This is a genomic window from Bradyrhizobium sp. A11 (assembly GCF_042077125.1).
Classification (GTDB): domain Bacteria; phylum Pseudomonadota; class Alphaproteobacteria; order Rhizobiales; family Xanthobacteraceae; genus Bradyrhizobium; species Bradyrhizobium japonicum_B.
In genome coordinates this window covers 3,824,798-3,841,942 of the sequence record NZ_CP149509.1, presented here as the reverse complement: position 1 = coordinate 3,841,942, position 17,145 = coordinate 3,824,798, and the positions used below count along the sequence as shown (strand labels likewise).

Below are 17,145 nucleotides of genomic sequence, written 5' to 3'. Positions count from 1 at the left end.
CGCGTTCCGGTGTCGACCTCGGCGGTATAGACGTTACCCTTGGCGTCGACCGCCATGGCGTCAATCAGGCCGGCGCGCGGAAGCTCATCAGCGTGCGGGTCTTGTAGTCGTAGAACTTGCCGGTCTCGGTCCAGTCGGGCGCGCACATCGGCACGATGAATTCGGCGACCTGCTCGGGGGTGTCGAGCGTCGCGGGATCCTCGCCCGGCATTAGGGTTGCGCGCATGCGGGTGCGGACCGGGCCGGGGTTGAACAGGTTGACGCGCAGCTTGGTGTTCGCGGTCTCCTGTGCCCAGGCGCGCGCCAATGTTTCCAGCGCGGCCTTGGAGGCGGCGTAGGGGCTGACATAGGCGGTCGCCTTGTTGGCGGCGCCCGAGGTGATGAACACGGCGCGGCCGGCGTCGGACTGCCTCAGCAGCGGCTCCATGCAGCGGATTAGCTGGAAGTTGGCGGAGACGTTGACGGCCATCACGTCGGTGAAGCTCTTCAGCTCGATATGGCCGATCGGCGAGGAGGGGCCGAGCACGCCGGCATTGCCGACGAGGATGTCGAGCTTGCCGTAGCGCTCGTGCAGGCCGGCGCCGAGCCGGGCGATGCCGTCGAAATCGGTGAGGTTGAGCGGCACCAGGGTGGCGCTGCCGCCGAGCTTGCGGATCTCGTCGTCGAGCTCTTCCAGCCCGCCTTGCGTGCGCGCGGTGGCGACGATATGCGCGCCGGCCTTGGCCAAAGCGAGGGCCGTGGCATAGCCGATGCCGCGCGAGGCGCCGGTGACGAGAGCGATGCGGTCAGCGAGGGGTTTTGTCATCGTCGAATACTTCCGTCATGCTCGGGCTCGTCCCGGGCATCCACGTTCTTTGCGGCGGGTATTACAGACGTGGATGGCCGGGACAAGCCCGGCCATGACGAAAAGACAGCCTCTGACGGGCTCGCGCGAACGCCCCTTCGTCAGCTCGCCTCCGCCAGCAGCGACAGCTGCCGCGGCTGCTGCTCGGTCTGGGTCTGGTCGGTGAGGTGAGTCGGATACGCCCCGGTAAAGCAATGATCCGAGAATTTCGGATTGGCGGGATCGCGGCCGGGCTCGCCCATGGCGCGGTACATGCCGTCGATCGACAGGAAGGCGAGCGAGTCGGCGCCGATGATCTCGCGCATCTCCTCCAGCGAATGCGTCGCCGCCAGAAGGCCGCCGCGGTCGGGCAGGTCGATGCCGTAATAATCGGGATACAGGATCGGCGGCGAAGCGAGGCGGAAATGCACTTCCTTGGCGCCGGCATCGCGCATCATGCGCACGATCTTCTTCGAGGTGGTGCCGCGCACCAAGGAGTCGTCGATCAGGATGATGCGCTTGCCCTCGATCGCGGCACGGTTGGCCGAGTGCTTCATGCGCACGCCGGATTCGCGGATCGCCTGGGTCGGCTGGATGAAGGTGCGGCCGACATAATGGTTGCGGATGATGCCGAGCTCGAACGGCACGCCGGAATGCTGGCTGTAGCCGACCGCGGCGGGCACCCCGGAATCCGGCACCGGCACGACGACGTCGATCGGCACGTGGCTCTCGCGCGCGAGCTGGGCTCCGAAGGCCTTGCGGACCTCGTAGACCGAGCGGCCGTGCACGATGGAATCCGGCCGGGAGAAATAGATGTACTCGAAGATGCAGGGGCGCGGCGCCATCGGCGGGAACGGCTTGTGGATGTCCTGGCCGTTCTCGTCGAACACGATGACCTCGCCCGGCTCGATATCGCGAATGAAGCGCGCGCCGATGATGTCGAGCGCGCAGGTCTCCGAGGTCAGGATCGGGCAGCCGTCGAGCTCGCCGAGCACCAGCGGGCGGATGCCGCGCGGATCGCGCGCGCCGACCAGCTTCTTGTTGGTCAGCGAGACCAGCGCATAGGCGCCCTCGATCTCGCGCAGCGCGTCGATGTAGCGCTCGATGAAGCGGCTGCGGCGGGAGCGCGCGACCAGGTGCAGGATCACCTCGGTGTCGGTGGTCGACTGCATCATGGCGCCGCTTCGGACGAGCTCGCGGCGCAGCGTCAGGCCGTTGGTGAGGTTGCCGTTGTGGGCGACGGCGAGGCCGCCGGCATTGAGCTCGGCAAACAGCGGCTGCACGTTGCGCAGGATGGTGGCGCCGGTGGTGGAATAGCGGACATGGCCGACCGCCATGTTGCCGGGCAGGCGGTCGATCACCTCGCGGCGGGAGAAGGTGTCGCCGACGAGGCCGAGCCGGCGCTCACTGTGAAAACGGCCGCCGTCGTAGGAGACGATGCCGGCGGCCTCCTGGCCGCGGTGCTGAAGCGCATGCAGGCCGAGCGCGGTGATGGCGGCGGCGTCGGGGTGACCGTAGATGCCGAAGACGCCGCATTCCTCGCGCAGCGTGTCCCCCTCCAGATCGTCCTGAACCTCGAGCGCGGCCGGCCCGGGGCCGGCGTGTGGATCGAGATCGAATTGGGCGTCCTGGTCAGGGTGTCGCATCTCGTCCGCGCCTCTCTTTAAGGGCAATCAACGCGCCGCAGGTTTCTCGATCAGTTTCTTCAAACTGTCACGAGCAGGTTTACTGTATCCGTCGCCACTGCCCGAAGGCTGCTGCTCGGAATCAGCTTGATCATCATCTGGTTTGTTTTTCTTGAATCTCTTCAAGATGGTGTTCTCGGGGTCGTCAGGCAAGAGGGCCATCAGCCAATCGCCGGTTCCCTGCAGCACCACGCGGGACTTGGCGCCCGTGACCCAGTCCGGGCGCTGCTTGTCCGGCACCAGCCAGGTGAAGAACAGGAACGCGACCACGACGATCAAAAGCCCGCGAGCGAGGCCAAACAGGAAGCCGAGGGTGCGGTCCAGCGCGCCGATGCGCGAATCCAGGATCATGTCGGAGATCCGCACCGTGATCACGGAGACCACGACGAGGGTGCCGATGAACACGCCCGCGACCACGACCACGCTCGCGACCGTGTCGTTGTTGAAATAGGTCTTGGCGGTCGGCAGCAGCTTCGAGAACGAGTAGAGCGTCACGATCGCCGCCGCACCCCAGGCCGCGATCGACAGGATTTCGCGCATGAAACCGCGGACCATGGCGAGCAGGCCCGAAATCAGCATCACACCGAGCAGGATCAGGTCGAGGATGGTTACTGGCATCGGCTGGTCTGGTCCGCTCGTACTTCAAAGGTGCTCTGGCGAATCGGTGCTTGGCCGCTGCCTTAAAAGAGGGGCAGACGGCGTTCCCGGCAAGGCCGCAACCACGCAATCCCATGCTGCTTTTGTGACGGCTGTATAGCGGCGGAGGCCTTCGGCGTCACCTCCGCCTAGCCCTCTCCGCGGCGGAATCTTGCCGGTGTGGCATTTTTCTCGGCCGGCGCGCTCGATTCGCCGCGGCGGGAGCCGCGAGCCGCGATCTCGGCCACCAAAGTCGTCAGGCTGTTGATCGCGTTCAGCGACAATCCGGCATCGCCGCCGCTTTCGCCGCGTGCCGATTCGGGCAGCACGGCGCGCTGAAAGCCGAGTTTGGCGGCTTCCTTCAGCCGGGCCGGGGTCTGCGCCACCGGGCGCACCACGCCGGACAGCGAGATCTCGCCGAAATAGACCGCATCGCTCGGCAATTGCGCGTTAACCAGGGACGACACCAGCGCCGCCGCCGCGGCAAGGTCCGCTGCAGGCTCGTGGATGCGCAGGCCGCCGGCGACGTTCAGGTAGACGTCGTGGCCGGACAGCTTGACCCCGCAATGCGCCTCCAGCACCGCCAGCACCATCGAGAGCCGGCTCGGATCCCAGCCGACCACCGCGCGCCTGGGCGTGCCGAGCGAGGTCGGCGCCACCAGCGCCTGCAATTCCACCAGAACGGGCCGCGTGCCCTCGATACCCGCGAAGACTGCGGTGCCGGGCGTGCCGAGATCGCGCTCGGACAGGAACAGCTCCGAGGGGTTGGTGACCTCGCGCAGGCCGAGGCCCGTCATCTCGAACACGCCGATCTCGTCGGTCGGGCCGAAGCGGTTTTTCACCGCGCGCAGGATACGGAATTGCTGCGAGCCTTCGCCCTCGAACGACATCACGGCATCGACCATGTGCTCGACCACGCGGGGACCGGCGATCTGGCCGTCCTTGGTGACGTGGCCGACCAGGATGATGGCGGCGCCGGTTTTCTTGGCAAACCGGATCAGCGCCTGCGCCGAAGCGCGCACCTGGGTCACGGTGCCGGGCGCCGATTCCACCGTATCGGTCCACATGGTCTGGATCGAATCGATCACGATCAGCCGGGGCACCGCGCCCTCCGACAGCGTCGAGACGATGTCCTCGACCGAGGTCTCGGCCGCGAGCTGCACCGGCGCGTCCGACAGCCCGAGCCGTTCGGCGCGCAGGCGCACCTGCGCGACCGCCTCTTCGCCGGAGATGTAGACGACGCGGTGGCCGGCGCGCGCCAACAGGCTGGTCGCCTGCGTCAGCAGCGTCGATTTGCCGATGCCGGGATCGCCGCCGACGAGCAGCACCGAGCCGCGGACGAAGCCGCCGCCGGTGACGCGGTCGAGCTCGGCCATGCCTGAGGACAGGCGCGGCGCATCCGGGCTCTTGCCGGAAAGGCTCTCCAGCGCGAACGTCCGCCCCTTGCGCCTGGAGCGGATCGAGACCGGCACGCTGCCGCTGGTGTCCTCCTCGGCGAGCGTATTCCATTCGCCGCAGGACTCGCACTTGCCCTGCCAGCGGTTATAGGCCGCGCCGCAGTTCTGGCAGACGAAGGAGAGTGTGTTCTTGGCCATGGGACCGGTTGAGTCGAGGTTTCGGCTTGCTGATAGCACGGAATGGCGGGGTGATCGCCGGCGCTTCGATGATCTCGGCCCGGTACGCCAGTTATACTTTCATTAGCCCTGTACCGCTGTGACCGGGTGGATTTTGCGAAGTGTTAGCGGACGCGGGTCCAACTTCGGAACCATCGGGGGGCGGCGACGAGACATGACGAGATTCCTGCGAATAATGCTCGCTGCGGGCATGGCCTGCGGCGTTGTCGCGCCCGCCAGCCCCAGCCTTGCCAAGCAGCTCGAGATCGTCTTCGTCAATCCCGGCAAGTCCGGCGAGGTGTTCTGGGACATGGTTGGGCAGAGCATGCAGGCTGCGGGGCGCAAGCTCGACGCCCATGTCGAGGTGCTGACCAGCGAACGCAATTATCGCACCATGCAGGAGCTCGGACTCGGCGTGCTGGCACGTCGCGACAAGCCCGATTTCCTCATCCTGTCGAACGAGGAATCCGCCGCCGTTCCGATCCTGGAGGCGGCCGAGGCTGCCGGCGTCAAGACGCTGCTGCTCTCGAACACGCTGATCGGCGAGGATGCGGCGCGCCTTGGGCCGCCGCGGCAGAAGCTCAAGACCTGGCTCGGCGACATCACGACCGATCTCCAGACCGCAGGCGCGCGGATGGCCAACGCCCTGATCGCGGCGGCGCGTGCTGAGAAATGGCAGAGCGCGGACGGCAAGATCCATATTCTCGGCATCGGCGGCGACGAGATCACGCCCGCCTCGATCGCGCGCAACACAGGTCTCAAGCTGGCGGTGGATGCCGCGCCCGACGTCGTGGTGGACCGGCTGCTGTTCGCCAACTGGACGCAGTCGGAGGCCGAGCGGGTCACCGCGAATTATCTGGGCTGGGCCGCGCGCAAGGACATCCGCCCCGCCGGCATCTGGGCCGGAAACGATCCGATGGCGCTCGGCGCGCTGCGCGCGGTGGTCGCCGCCGGCCTCGTGCCCGGCCGCGACATCCAGCTGGTCGGCCTCAACTGGTCGGAGGATGCGCTGCGGGAGATCAGGGCAGGCCGCCTGCTGCTGAGCGACGGCGGGCATTTCCTGCTCGGCGGCTGGTCGATCGTCCTGCTGCGCGATTATGCCGACGGCTGCGATTTCGCAGGCGTCTCGCCCCGGGTCGAGGTCAAGACGTCGGCGATCACCCGGCAAAATCTCGGCTCGGTCGGTGACCTCATCAAGACACGTGCGTTCGACCGGATCGACTTCGCGCGCCTCCGGGCGAAGCCGGGACGATGCGGTCATTACGACTTCTCACTCGATGCACTGATTTCGTCCCTGCCGCTTCCCGAAGGCGCCGCCGACTGATGCGCAAGGATGAGGCGATGACCGGTCCCGAACGCAACGACCAGGCCGCACCGCCGCGCTTGCGCTCGGTCGTTCGCGCCATGATCTGGGCCACGGTGCCCGTCCTGCTGCTGGTGCAATTGCTCGCCTCCGCCGGCGTCGAGGTTTCGAGCTTCTGGTCGCAGGTCAGGCAGCTCGACGCCCGCATGGCCCGCCTCGCCGAGAGCCGGGCCGAGCTCATCGCCGAGCCGCTCTGGAAGATGCGCTACGATCAGGTCACGGGCGTGCTCAACGAGATCATGCTCGACGAGACCATCGCGGCGGCGGCCGTCTATGACGATACGGGCGCGGCGATTGCCCGCGTGGCGGCGCGCCCCGAACGCCAGGCGGTCGCGGAGGTCTCGCGTCCGATCCATTACAGCAACGGCAACATGGCCGCCGAGGCCGGCCGCATCGCGATCGCCTATTCCAATGCGGCGCTCTACGCGGACGCCGGCAGCCGGCTGGTGCTGCTGCTTATCGTAGGCTTGCTCGCGACCTTTGCGACGCTGATCGCCATGCGGATCTCCGCCAACATCTTCATCGGCAGGCCGCTCGCCGCCATGATGTCGGCGATCCAGCGCAGCAAGCAGGATGGCCGGGCCTATCCGGCGGACGTCACATCCTCGAACGAATTCGGCCAGCTCGCGCGCGCCTTCAACGCCATGCAACATACGACGTCAGGCGCGCTCGACCGGCTTGGACACATGGCCGCGCACGATCCGCTCACCGGGCTGCCCAACCGGCGCTCCCTGACCGAGCGCCTGGCGGTCGCGAGCCGCCATCCCGGCAGGGCGGACGCGCTGGTCGCGTTCTGCTTCATCGATCTCGACGACTTCAAGGGCATCAACGACACTTTCGGCCATGAGGCCGGCGACAGGCTCCTGGTTCAGATTTCCGAGCGTCTTCGGAGCGCGGTCGAAGCGGAGGATTGGGTCGCCCGGCTCGGCGGCGACGAATTCGTCGTCATCCGCCCCGAGGTGAGCGACGAGGCATCGGCGCACGCATTCGCACAGCAGGTGCTGGCCGCCATTTCCGAGCCGATCCGGCTCCACGACAAGCAGGTGGTGCCGCGCGCCAGCATCGGCCTCGCCGTGCGCCGCGCCGACGATCCGGAGCTGTCGCATCTGCCGACGCTGGCCGACATCGCGCTCTATCATGCCAAGGGCAAGGCGCCGGGCACGGTCGCCGTGCTGGATGAAGCGCTTCAGCGCGACTACCGCCGCCGCAGGGATCTCGAGCTCGCCATTCCCGCCGGCTTTGCCGAGGGACAGTTCGAGGTCTGGTACCAGAGCCAAGTCGACCTCGAAAGCCATGACGTCGTCGGCCTGGAAGCCCTGATCCGCTGGCGTCATCCCGACCATGGCGTGATCGGTCCGGCCGAATTCCTGCCGCTGATCGAGCGCAGCGGCAACAATGGGCGGCTGACCCGCTACGTGCTGACCGATGCCTGCTGGACGCTGCAACGCCTGGCCGCCGCCGGCCGGCCCCAGATCCGGATCGCGATCAATCTGCCGCCGTCCGAGCTCGCCGACCATTCGCTCGCCACCGCGCTGCGCGCGACCTGCGCACGCTTCGATGTTGAGGCCTCGCTGCTGGAGCTCGAGATCACCGAGGGCTCGCTGATCAACAACATCGCCAGCGCCGCCGAAACGCTGCATCGGCTGCGCCGCTTGGGTGCCACCATCGCGCTCGACGATTTCGGCACCGGCTACAGCTCGCTCGCGCATCTCAGGCGCTTCCCGCTCGACAAGGTCAAGATCGACAAGGCCTTCATCAGCGAGATTCCAGATAGCGCCGAAGACAAGGCCATCGTCGGCGTGATCGCATCGCTGGCCGGCACCCTGGGGCTCACGCTGGTCGCCGAGGGCATCGAGCACGCCGAGCAGGCCGCGGCCATGCGCGAGATGGGGGTGAGGTTCGGGCAGGGTTATTTCTATCAGCGGCCGCAGCCGCTCGACGCCGTGCTGCGATGGCTCCAGACGCAGCCGGCGGTCGAGAGCCGCGTCCTCGCCGGCAGCCCCTCGATCGCGCCCGAATTCGCCGCCTGAGCGCAGCTGGTTAGGTCTGCGTCGCGTTCCACAGCATGGAGAGCCCGGCCGCGATCATGATCGCGTCCATCAGCAGGCGGAACATGTCCGGCTTCAAGTGCAGCACGAAGCGCTTGGCGAGGAAGGCGCCCGACATCAGCGAGGCCCCCGCGATCAGGCCCTTCATGAAGACCTCGCCGGTCAGCGCGCCGAAACGTTCGAAGGTCACGGATTTCGCGAAATAGAGGCCGAGCGAGGCGGCGGCTTCGGTGGCGAGGAAGGCGCCCTTCGAGAGGCCATAGAACAGGAACAGCGGCACGCTGAGCGGGCCGGTCGAGACCACGATGCCGGTGAGATAGCCGATGATCGCGCCGCCGATCGCCAGATGCCAGAGATTGGCCTTCAAATCGTGCCGCGCCAGAAAGTGCCGCACCGGCACCATCGCGATCAGGAACACGCCGATGGCGAGATCGACGGCATGCGATGGCAGCGCCAGCAGCGTCCGCGCGCCGAGCGCCGCGGCCGGAATGCCCGTGACCGAATAGGCCGCGCAGGCCCGCCAATCGACCTCGCGCCACCAGGCCAGGATGCGCGAGAAGTTCGCCATCACGGACGCCACCGCCATGATCGGTACGGCCTCCTTCGGCCCATAGGCATAGACCAGCACCGGCATCAGCATGATCGACGAGCCGGTGCCGACGATGCCTGAGATGGTGCCGGCGACGAGCCCGACGGCGAGGACGAAGAGAAAGGCCAAAGGGAGCGCTCCGGGAATCGGAGCAGTCTAGCCGGACGGGCCGGCAGGGGCGATGCCGGGCGCGGCTTGGTGTGCTTCCGGCGAAGACGGAACCCTAAAGCGCGATGCGATCAGGATGGATCGTCATCGCGCTTCAGGTTGTTGTTTAAGCATGATCTTTTCGGAAGACCGCTGCGCACTTTTCCGGATCATGCTTTAGCCGGGCAGCGGCGCTTCCACGACGTCGAGCAGGGCTCCGAGACCTTGCCGCAGGCGCCGCGTTGCCGCGCTCTCGGTGGCGAGGCCGAAGACGACGAGCGATCGTCCCGTCACGGCGTAAGCGTGGCCGAACTCGAACGCGGGCATCTGGGCCTCGGGCTGATTGGTGTCGATCAACCCCAGCCAGCGGCTTCCGTCGGTGACCGGCGGAAGTGTGAAGTTCACGACGTCGTAGTGAGCGTTGTAGACCAGAAGCATGGTCGCGTCCGAGCCGCGGCGCTTGACGCCGGTCTCCTGGGCGCGTCCATCGAGCAGCATGCCGAAGCACTTGGCGTTGCCGTCCTCCCATTGCTCGCTGGTCATCTCGTCGCCGGAGGGCGACAGCCAGGTCACGTCCTTGACGTCGAGCTCTTCATTGTGGGAGCCGACCAGGAACCGGCTGCGATAGAGGATCGGGAAGGCCTTGCGCGTCGCGATCAGCTTGCGGGCGAATTCACGCAGGCTGCGGCCGTTTGCCGTGATGCCCATCCAGTCGAGCCAGGAGGTCTCGTTGTCCTGGGCATAGGCATTGTTGTTGCCGTTCTGAGTGTGCCCGAATTCGTCACCCGCCAGCAGCATCGGCGTGCCGTGGGACAGCAGCATGGTCGCAAGCAGATTCCGCTTCTGGCGTTCGCGCAGCGCGATGATCTCGGCATCGTCGGTCGGCCCCTCGGCGCCGCAATTCCAGGAATGGTTGTTGCTGTGACCGTCGCGATTGTCCTCGCCATTCGCCTCGTTGTGCTTGTCGTTGTACGAGACGAGATCGTTGAGGTTGAAGCCGTCATGGGCCGTGACGAAGTTGACGCTGGCCCAGGGCCGGCGGCCGCGCTTGTTGAAGAGATCGCCGGATCCCGACACGCGCTTGGCGAAGTCCGCGATCGATCCCTCGTCGCCCTTCCAGAAGGCGCGCACGGTGTCCCTGAACTTGTCGTTCCACTCGGCCCATCCCGGCGGGAACTGGCCGACCTGATAACCGCCCGGGCCGATGTCCCATGGCTCCGCGATCAGCTTGACGCTGGAGAGCACCGGATCCTGGCGGCAGGCGTCGAGGAAGCCGCCGCCTTCGTCGAAGCCATAGGGCTCGCGCGCCAGAATGGTGGCGAGGTCGAAGCGGAAGCCGTCGACCCGCATCTCATTTGCCCAATAGCGCAAGGAATCCGCAACCAGCTGAAGCACGCGCGGATGCGATAGATTCACCGTGTTGCCGGTGCCGGTATCGTTGATGTAGTAGCGCTTCTGGTCCGGCAGCAGGCGGTAATAGCTGGCATTGTCGATGCCCTTGAACGACAGCGTCGGACCGAGCTCGTTGCCTTCCGCGGTGTGATTGTAGACGACGTCCAGGATGATCTCGATGCCATGGGCGTGGAACTGGTTGACCATTTCCTTGAACTCGTTCGCGAACGGCGTCTTCAGATAACGCGGTTCCGGCGCGAAGAAGGCGATGGAATTGTAGCCCCAGTAATTGCGCAGGCCCTTGTCGACCAGGTAGCTGTCGTCGACGAAGGCGTGGATCGGCAGCAACTCCGCGCTGGTGATGCCGAGCGAGCGCAGATAGGCGGGGATCTCCCAATGCGCGAGTCCCGAGAACGTGCCGCGGTCTGCTTCGGGCACCAGCGGATGCCGCTGCGTGAAGCCCTTGACGTGCATCTCGTAGACGATCGTCCGCTCCCAGGGCACTTCGGGCTTGCGCGCCGCGCCCCAGGTGAAGGCGGGGTCGATGACGCGGCACTTCTGCATCAACGGTGCGCTGTCGCGCTCGTCGAACGAGAGGTCCTTGTCGGCGTGATCGAGCCGGTAGCCGAATAGCTCGGGTCCCCAGCGCAATTGTCCGATCAGCTGCTTGGCGTAGGGATCGAGCAGGAGCTTGTTGGGATTGAAGCGGTGGCCCGCATCAGGCTCGTACGGCCCGTGGACGCGATAGCCGTACACGGTGCCGGGACGGGCCGAGGGCAGATAACCGTGCCAGACTTCGTCGGTGTATTCGGGAAGCTCGACCCGCTCCAGCTCGGTTTCACCGTCGTCGTCGAACAGGCAGAGCTCGACCTTGGTGGCATGGGCCGAGAACAGCGCGAAGTTGACGCCGAGGCCGTCCCAGGTGGCGCCGAGCGGAAACGGTTTGCCCTCGGTGACCCGCGATCGGCGCAGGCTCGACGCCGCCCGCGTCAGGGCGTCGTCTGATTGCGTTTTTTGGTCCATGTCTGCCCCCCGATGACGATCCGGTCAGGACGTCGGCTTTGTTGCTGGTAGTTCAGTCGCCGCCTGTTCGGCAACCGTTGCCGAGGCGATCACGGCCGCCGGCGGCACGTCGGCAGGCTTGGGCAGGACGCTGGCGCGCTGCTGGGCGGCCTCCTTGCTGATCGCGGTGATTGAATTGCCGATCCTCCCGACGATCGCGGTCAACTCGGCATCGGACAGGCCCAACCGTTTTCGCACGAGGCGCATCTGTGCGCGGTCGGTCAGGTCGAGCTTGTTGCGGATCGGCCTTGATGTCGGGCGGCGCATGGCGGGCAACTCCTGTGTGTGATCGTAACCGTCGCCCGATGATTCCGTTCCAGTTGCCCGGCGAACGGCGCGTTGACCGAGGGATCGAGAGGCAAGGCCGCCTCATGGCGGGCTCACGTCCATGGCGAGGAACGAATGAGTGCACGCCCGCTTTTCATTCGCGGGCATCCTTGAAGCGATCGGAACGTCTCGCTCAAACCGCATTCGCCAATGCATACCTGCGAGCATGTGCGTGAAAGGCGGACAGATTTGATTCAGACACTGGGAATAGCCGGGCAGGCCCGGCGCCACGGCGCTCAGATCGTCGATGATGGCGTCAGCTTCAACCTCTGGGCGCCGACGGCCCGATCGGTGGAGTTGCTGCAGACCGGCCGGCCGCCGCGGCGGATGTCGCGCGATGACGACGGCTGGTATCAGATGCTCAGCCCGACAGCGCATGCCGGCTCGCGCTATCAGTTCAGGATCAACGAGGAGCTGATCGTCCCGGACCCTGCCTCCTTCTTCCAGCCGGATGATGTCGGCGCGGAAAGCGAGGTCGTCGATACGGCGGCGCTGCGGGATCCCATCCCTTATCCGGGGCGTCCATGGGTGGAGGCCGTCATCTACGAGCTGCACGTCGGCACCTTCAGCGAGGAGGGGACCTATGCGGGCGTCGAGAAGCGGCTGCCTTATTTGCGCGATCTCGGCATCACCGCCATCGAGCTGATGCCGGTCAACGATGTCCCCGGCCGGCACAATTGGGGCTATGACGGCGTGCTGCTGAACGCGCCCAATGCCCGCTACGGCAGTCCGCACGATCTCAAGCGGCTGTTGCGGGCAGCCCACGCGCTCGACATCATGGTCTATCTCGACGTGGTCTATAACCACTTCGGTCCGCAGTTGAACTACCTGCACAGCTACGCGGAGAACTTCTTCAACAAGCGTCACACCACCGGTTGGGGACCTGCGGTCAACCTGGAGGGCCGCGACGGCGCGTTCGTGCGGGAGTTCCTGGTCGAGAATGCCTTGATGTGGTTGCGCGACTACGGCTTCGACGGGCTGCGCTTCGATGCCGTCCACGCCCTGAAGGACGATTCCGAGCGGCATTTCCTCATTGAGCTTGCCGAGAGCGTCAGGCACGAATTGCCGGGCCGGCGCGTGCATCTGATGCTGGAGAATGAAGCCAATCAGGCGCACCTGCTCGATCGCGTGGCAGGACGCCCGAAATATTACGACGCCCAATGGGGCGACGATTTCCACAATGCGCTTCATGTCCTGCTGACGGGAGAAGACGAGGGGTATTACCGCGCATTTGCGGACAAGCCGCTCGAGCACCTGGCGCGATCGCTCACCGAGGGTTTTGCCTATCAGGGGGAAGTCTTCGCCCTTAACAACGAGCGACGCGGCGAGCCAAGTGCGCATCTGCCGCCGGAAGCCACGATCTTCTTCGCGCAGAACCATGACCAGATCGGCAACCGGGCTCTGGGTGAACGACTGTCACGATTGGTCGGCCCGGACAAGCTCGGCCAGGCGATGGCGCTGGTCCTGCTCAATCCGCACATTCCCATGCTGTTCATGGGTGAGGAAGCCGCCGTCGAAACGCCGTTCCTGTTCTTCGCAGACTGGACCGGAGAAGCTGCCGAGTTGACGCGGGAAGGGCGGCGCAAGGAGTTTTCGCACTTCAAGGCGTTTTCGACCCCCGAGATGCGCGCCAGGATTCCGGACCCCTGCGATGAGGGGACCTTTCAGGCCTCGAAGCTTGACTGGAGCAGCATCGATCATTCTCTCGGCTGCACCGGCTTTCGGGCTTTGACCACGCGATTGCTGACGATCCGGCGCGAGAGGATCGTGCCGCTGATCGCGCAAGGTTTCGTTTCGGCGCAGCGCGAGCTGATCGGCGGCAATCCTCGTCAGGGCGCGATTGATGTGCGCTGGCAGACGAGGAGGGGAGAGACCTTGCAGATCGTCGCCAACTTCGCCGACCATCCGCTGCCGATGCCGGCTTTGGTCGCAGGCGAATGCCTGTGGCGCGGCGAGCCGGCGGACGAACGAGCGCTGCGGCCTGGCGACATCATCGTACGACTTGGTCAGGCATGACCGGCGGAATCCCGGCCTGATGGCGGTACGATCTCGCAGCGCCCGCTTTCGGTTGCAATCATCCGTGCAAACCGCGATCATGAGAGAGTGACCGTCTCGTCTCTCAGAAGTACCGTCCGCCGCCTGTACGAGGGCGCAACGCCGAGCGGCGTGCGCTTCCGCTATACACTGCTCGCGTTCGATATCGTGACGGTGTTGTTCATCATTGCCACCTCGTTCCTGCATCCCAGCGAGATCATCGAAACGCTCGACGTTCTGTTCGGCCTGCTGCTGCTGGCCGACTTCTCGGCGCGGCTCCTGGTCGGCCGGCATCCGTTGCGGAGGTTCCGTCAGCTCGCGACCTGGGCCGACATGGTTGCGATCGTATCCTTCCTGGCACCGCTTGCCGGCGAGGCCGGCGGCTTTCTCCGGATCCTGCGAACGTTGGGGCTGCTTCGCGACTATCAGATGCTGGTGCGACTGCGCATCGATTCCCCGTTCTTCCGCCGCAACGAAGACGTGATCTTCGCCATCACCAACCTCGCCGTTTTCATCTTCGTCATGACAGGCATCGTTTACGAGACCCAGAAGTTTCGCAACGATCAGATCCACAATTATGCCGATGCGCTGTATTTCACGGTCACGGCGCTGACGACGACCGGCTTCGGAGACATCACCCTGCCGGGTACGGTCGGTCGTCTGATCACCGTCGTGATCATGATCTTCGGGGTGACCCTGTTCTTCAATCTTGCCCGCGCGCTGCTCAGTCCCAACAAGGTGCGGTTTTCGTGTCCGGCTTGCGGGCTCCAGCGGCACGATGCCGACGCCGTGCATTGCAAGGCTTGTGGCAAGCTTCTCAATATTCCGGACGAGGGCGCGGTGTGAGGCGCGTCTCTGGGAATGATGCCGTTGGACCCCATGATGAGCCGAAATCGGGGGCGCTAACCCATTGAATCGACTGGGGCTGGCTACTGTGCATGGGGTTGTTTTTCATATTTTGGGCATGGGCCGTCACCGCAGCACCAGCCATGCCGGCGCGTGATCGCTGGCCCCTTCCTCGCCGCGGACCTTCTTGTCGACGCCAGCCTTCGCCAGCCGTGAGGCCAGGGCAGGGCTGAGCAGGAGATGATCGAGCCGCAGGCCCGCATCGCGCGGCCACCGGTTCCGCTTGTAGTCCCAGAACGTGTAGATGCGTTTGTCCGGATGCAATTTGCGGATCGCATCGCACCAGCCCTGCGAAACCAGCGAGGCATAGGCCGCGCGGCTCTTGGGCTGGACCAGCGCATCCTTGTCCCATGAGCGCGTCGGATAGATGTCGATCTCCGTCGGTGCGACGTTGTAATCGCCGGCGAGCACGACCGGCAGGTCCTGCTGGATGAAAGTGTTTGCGTGACGCTTGAGGCGCGCGAACCAGTCGAGCTTGTAGTCGAATTTCGGTCCCGGCTGCGGATTGCCGTTGGGCAGATAGATGCTGGTGACGATGATGCCGCGCACGGCGGCCTCGATGTAGCGGGATTCGTGATCCCCGGGTCTTCCGGGCAAGCGGTCGCGGGTCAGGATGGGCGCGGCGTTGCGGGCAAGGATGGCGACGCCGTTCCAGGTCTTCTGTCCGCGCCACACCGCGCCATAACCGGCTTTTTCGATCGCGGCCGCCGGAAATTCGCCATCACTTGCCTTCAATTCCTGAAGCGCGACGACATCGGGCTTCGCCGCGCGCAGCCATGCCAACAGATTGGGCAGGCGGCGGTTGATGTTGTTGATGTTGAATGTCGCGATCTTCATGTAGAGCTGCCGGCTCCTGCCTTCCGTACCCGGAGACACAATGTCCAAGTTGAACTTTGCCGCTATCGTCGCAGCTGTCGCGCTCTCCGGGCTCGCGTCGGCACAATCGTCCGACCCGCGCGGTGCATGCAAGGCAGATTACGATAAATTCTGCGCCGGCATCGCGCCCGGTGGCGGCCGCGTCGTCGCCTGCCTCACCGACAAGCGCGATCAGCTCAGCGCGACCTGCAAAGAGGCGCTGGACAACAGGAAGAAGAAGTAAGCGTTCCGTGTCCCGGACGCGCGTAGCGCGAGCCGGGATCCAGAAGGCCACACGCTCACGGTCGAGAGATGGGCCCCGGCTCTGCAGCGCACCGCTGAAGGAGCGCTGCGCTGCGTCCGGGGCACGAGAACTTAGCCCGGCAGCCCCGGCGGGGGCTGCTCGATTGGCGGCGGGGCGGACGGTGGCTCGGCTGCGGTCACGGCAGCCGGCTTCACCAGCGGCTCCTCCGCATTGCCGCCTTTGTAGATGCGGGCATAGCGGTGGCCGAGGCTGGTCAGCACCTCATAGCCGATGGTGCCGAAATGATGCGCGAGCTCGTCGACGGTGATGCCCTCGCCGAGCAGCGTCACCATATGGCCGCGCCGCGCCGCGTTCGGCGGCAGATCGGTGATGTCGATCGCGATGAGGTCCATGGAGATGCGCCCCGCGACCGGGCAGCGCTTGCCGGCGACGATGACCTCGGCGCCGCGGGTGCCATCGTTCGAGCTGGCAGCGCGGAAATAGCCGTCGGCATAGCCGACTGCGATGATCGCGAGCTTGGTCGGCCGCCGCGCGGTCCAGGTGCCGCCATAGCCGACGGTCTCGCCGCGCTCGATGCTGCGGGTCTGCACGATGCGCGCCTTGAGGTCGACCACCTGCTGCATCGGATTGTCGGCCTCCGGCGTCGGGTTGACGCCGTAGAGCGCAGCCCCCGGCCGCACCAGGTCGAACTGGAAGGGCGCGCCCAGGAAGATGCCGGAGGAATTGGCGAGCGCGGCCGGCACGCCGGCGAATTCGCTGGCGATGCTGCGGAAGGCGGCGAGCTGCCGTGCGTTCACCGGGCTGTTGAGCTGCTCGGCCGAGACCAGATGGCTCATCACCAGCGTGATGCCGTGATCGCCGGCGTTGATGCGGGGAATGATGGCCTGCGCTTCGGTCAACGTCAGGCCGAGCCGGTTCATGCCGGTGTCGATGTGGATTGCAGCCCCTCCGTTCCAGCCGGTGCGGCGGCAGAACACGTCCCACTCGGCGAGCTCGTTGAGGTCGCCGATCACCGGACGGCAATTGATCTTGGCGTAGTGCTCGCCGGTGTTCTGGAAATAGCCGCCGAGCACGTAGATGGTGGGCTCGGGAACGGCGGCGCGGACCTTGCGCGCTTCCTCGATGGTGGCGACGAAGAAGGTCTTGCAGCCGGCCTTGCTCAGCGCACGCGCGACCTCGGCGGCGCCGCAGCCATAGGCGTCGGCCTTGATCACCGCCGAGCACTCGGCCGGCACCGCCGTCTTCTCGAGCTTGCGCCAATTGGCGATGATGGCGTCGAGATCGACGGTCAGGACGCCGCCATAGGCGGCGAGCGCGGCCGCCTGGTTGGCCTCGGCAGAGAGAAGGCCGGATTGCGAGAGGGTTTTCGGGTCGGACGCCATTGTCATGGCGCCGTTTTA

14 protein-coding genes are annotated in these 17,145 nt (G+C 65.8%); 5 read left to right on the top strand and 9 right to left on the bottom strand.

What is annotated here, in order from left to right:
- Positions 1–64: 64 nt before the first annotated feature.
- The 4 genes from WI560_RS17900 to radA all read right to left on the bottom strand — a co-directional run bounded on the left by WI560_RS17900 (position 65) and on the right by radA (position 4,739).
- A complete protein-coding gene (locus tag WI560_RS17900) occupies positions 65–805 on the bottom strand; it encodes an SDR family NAD(P)-dependent oxidoreductase (protein WP_375304244.1) in 741 nt (246 codons plus the stop codon).
- 140 nt (positions 806–945) lie between these two features.
- Positions 946–2,469 carry an amidophosphoribosyltransferase gene (purF, locus tag WI560_RS17895; protein ID WP_028136868.1) on the bottom strand — a complete coding sequence of 508 codons (1,524 nt, stop codon included), beginning with the start codon at positions 2,467–2,469 and terminating at the stop codon, positions 946–948.
- Positions 2,470–2,496: 27 nt separating this feature from the next.
- On the bottom strand, positions 2,497–3,126 hold the full coding sequence (locus WI560_RS17890; protein WP_028136867.1) for a CvpA family protein: 630 nt from the start codon (positions 3,124–3,126) through the stop codon (positions 2,497–2,499).
- Positions 3,127–3,293: 167 nt separating this feature from the next.
- Positions 3,294–4,739 carry a DNA repair protein RadA gene (radA, locus tag WI560_RS17885; protein WP_257194305.1) on the bottom strand — a complete coding sequence of 482 codons (1,446 nt, stop codon included), beginning with the start codon at positions 4,737–4,739 and terminating at the stop codon, positions 3,294–3,296.
- Between the two features lie 193 nt (positions 4,740–4,932).
- Between radA and WI560_RS17880 the strand changes: the two genes are divergently transcribed.
- Both WI560_RS17880 and WI560_RS17875 read left to right on the top strand, forming a co-directional pair.
- Entirely contained in the window at positions 4,933–6,081 is a 1,149-nt protein-coding gene (locus WI560_RS17880; RefSeq protein ID WP_375304243.1) for an ABC transporter substrate-binding protein, read from the top strand.
- 17 nt (positions 6,082–6,098) lie between these two features.
- Positions 6,099–8,150, top strand: coding sequence for a putative bifunctional diguanylate cyclase/phosphodiesterase (locus WI560_RS17875; RefSeq protein ID WP_375304242.1), 2,052 nt, complete (start codon positions 6,099–6,101; stop codon positions 8,148–8,150).
- A gap of 10 nt (positions 8,151–8,160) precedes the next feature.
- Here WI560_RS17875 and WI560_RS17870 read toward each other — a convergent pair whose 3' ends face one another.
- The 3 genes from WI560_RS17870 to WI560_RS17860 all read right to left on the bottom strand — a co-directional run bounded on the left by WI560_RS17870 (position 8,161) and on the right by WI560_RS17860 (position 11,625).
- Positions 8,161–8,886 (bottom strand): sulfite exporter TauE/SafE family protein, encoded by a 726-nt coding sequence (locus tag WI560_RS17870; protein ID WP_375304241.1) that lies wholly within the window; start codon positions 8,884–8,886, stop codon positions 8,161–8,163.
- 195 nt (positions 8,887–9,081) lie between these two features.
- Complete coding sequence (glgX, locus tag WI560_RS17865; protein ID WP_375304240.1) at positions 9,082–11,319, bottom strand: glycogen debranching protein GlgX; 2,238 nt, start codon at positions 11,317–11,319, stop codon at positions 9,082–9,084.
- 24 nt (positions 11,320–11,343) lie between these two features.
- Entirely contained in the window at positions 11,344–11,625 is a 282-nt protein-coding gene (locus WI560_RS17860; RefSeq protein ID WP_375304239.1) for a hypothetical protein, read from the bottom strand.
- 249 nt (positions 11,626–11,874) lie between these two features.
- Between WI560_RS17860 and treZ the strand changes: the two genes are divergently transcribed.
- Both treZ and WI560_RS17850 read left to right on the top strand, forming a co-directional pair.
- Positions 11,875–13,701 (top strand): malto-oligosyltrehalose trehalohydrolase, encoded by a 1,827-nt coding sequence (treZ, locus tag WI560_RS17855; protein ID WP_375304238.1) that lies wholly within the window; start codon positions 11,875–11,877, stop codon positions 13,699–13,701.
- A gap of 87 nt (positions 13,702–13,788) precedes the next feature.
- The gene (locus WI560_RS17850) at positions 13,789–14,565 is read left to right on the top strand and encodes a potassium channel family protein (RefSeq protein WP_375304237.1); all 777 of its coding nucleotides are present in this window, start codon (positions 13,789–13,791) and stop codon (positions 14,563–14,565) included.
- A gap of 126 nt (positions 14,566–14,691) precedes the next feature.
- Here WI560_RS17850 and WI560_RS17845 read toward each other — a convergent pair whose 3' ends face one another.
- A complete protein-coding gene (locus WI560_RS17845; RefSeq protein ID WP_375304236.1) occupies positions 14,692–15,462 on the bottom strand; it encodes an exodeoxyribonuclease III in 771 nt (256 codons plus the stop codon).
- A 40-nt stretch (positions 15,463–15,502) separates the two neighbouring features.
- Between WI560_RS17845 and WI560_RS17840 the strand changes: the two genes are divergently transcribed.
- Positions 15,503–15,724, top strand: coding sequence for a cysteine rich repeat-containing protein (locus tag WI560_RS17840; RefSeq protein WP_028136857.1), 222 nt, complete (start codon positions 15,503–15,505; stop codon positions 15,722–15,724).
- 131 nt (positions 15,725–15,855) lie between these two features.
- Here WI560_RS17840 and alr read toward each other — a convergent pair whose 3' ends face one another.
- On the bottom strand, positions 15,856–17,127 hold the full coding sequence (gene alr / locus WI560_RS17835) for an alanine racemase (protein ID WP_375308865.1): 1,272 nt from the start codon (positions 17,125–17,127) through the stop codon (positions 15,856–15,858).
- Positions 17,128–17,145 lie beyond the last annotated feature (18 nt).

Coding starts and splice junctions, on each gene's coding strand:
- WI560_RS17900 (WP_375304244.1), bottom strand. CDS start 805: ATGACAAAACCCCTCGCTGACCGCATCGCTCTCGTCACCGGCGCCTCG.
- purF (WP_028136868.1), bottom strand. CDS start 2,469: ATGCGACACCCTGACCAGGACGCCCAATTCGATCTCGATCCACACGCC.
- WI560_RS17890 (WP_028136867.1), bottom strand. CDS start 3,126: ATGCCAGTAACCATCCTCGACCTGATCCTGCTCGGTGTGATGCTGATT.
- radA (WP_257194305.1), bottom strand. CDS start 4,739: ATGGCCAAGAACACACTCTCCTTCGTCTGCCAGAACTGCGGCGCGGCC.
- WI560_RS17880 (WP_375304243.1), top strand. CDS start 4,933: ATGACGAGATTCCTGCGAATAATGCTCGCTGCGGGCATGGCCTGCGGC.
- WI560_RS17875 (WP_375304242.1), top strand. CDS start 6,099: ATGACCGGTCCCGAACGCAACGACCAGGCCGCACCGCCGCGCTTGCGC.
- glgX (WP_375304240.1), bottom strand. CDS start 11,319: ATGGACCAAAAAACGCAATCAGACGACGCCCTGACGCGGGCGGCGTCG.
- WI560_RS17860 (WP_375304239.1), bottom strand. CDS start 11,625: ATGCGCCGCCCGACATCAAGGCCGATCCGCAACAAGCTCGACCTGACC.
- WI560_RS17845 (WP_375304236.1), bottom strand. CDS start 15,462: ATGAAGATCGCGACATTCAACATCAACAACATCAACCGCCGCCTGCCC.
- WI560_RS17840 (WP_028136857.1), top strand. CDS start 15,503: ATGTCCAAGTTGAACTTTGCCGCTATCGTCGCAGCTGTCGCGCTCTCC.
- alr (WP_375308865.1), bottom strand. CDS start 17,127: ATGGCGTCCGACCCGAAAACCCTCTCGCAATCCGGCCTTCTCTCTGCC.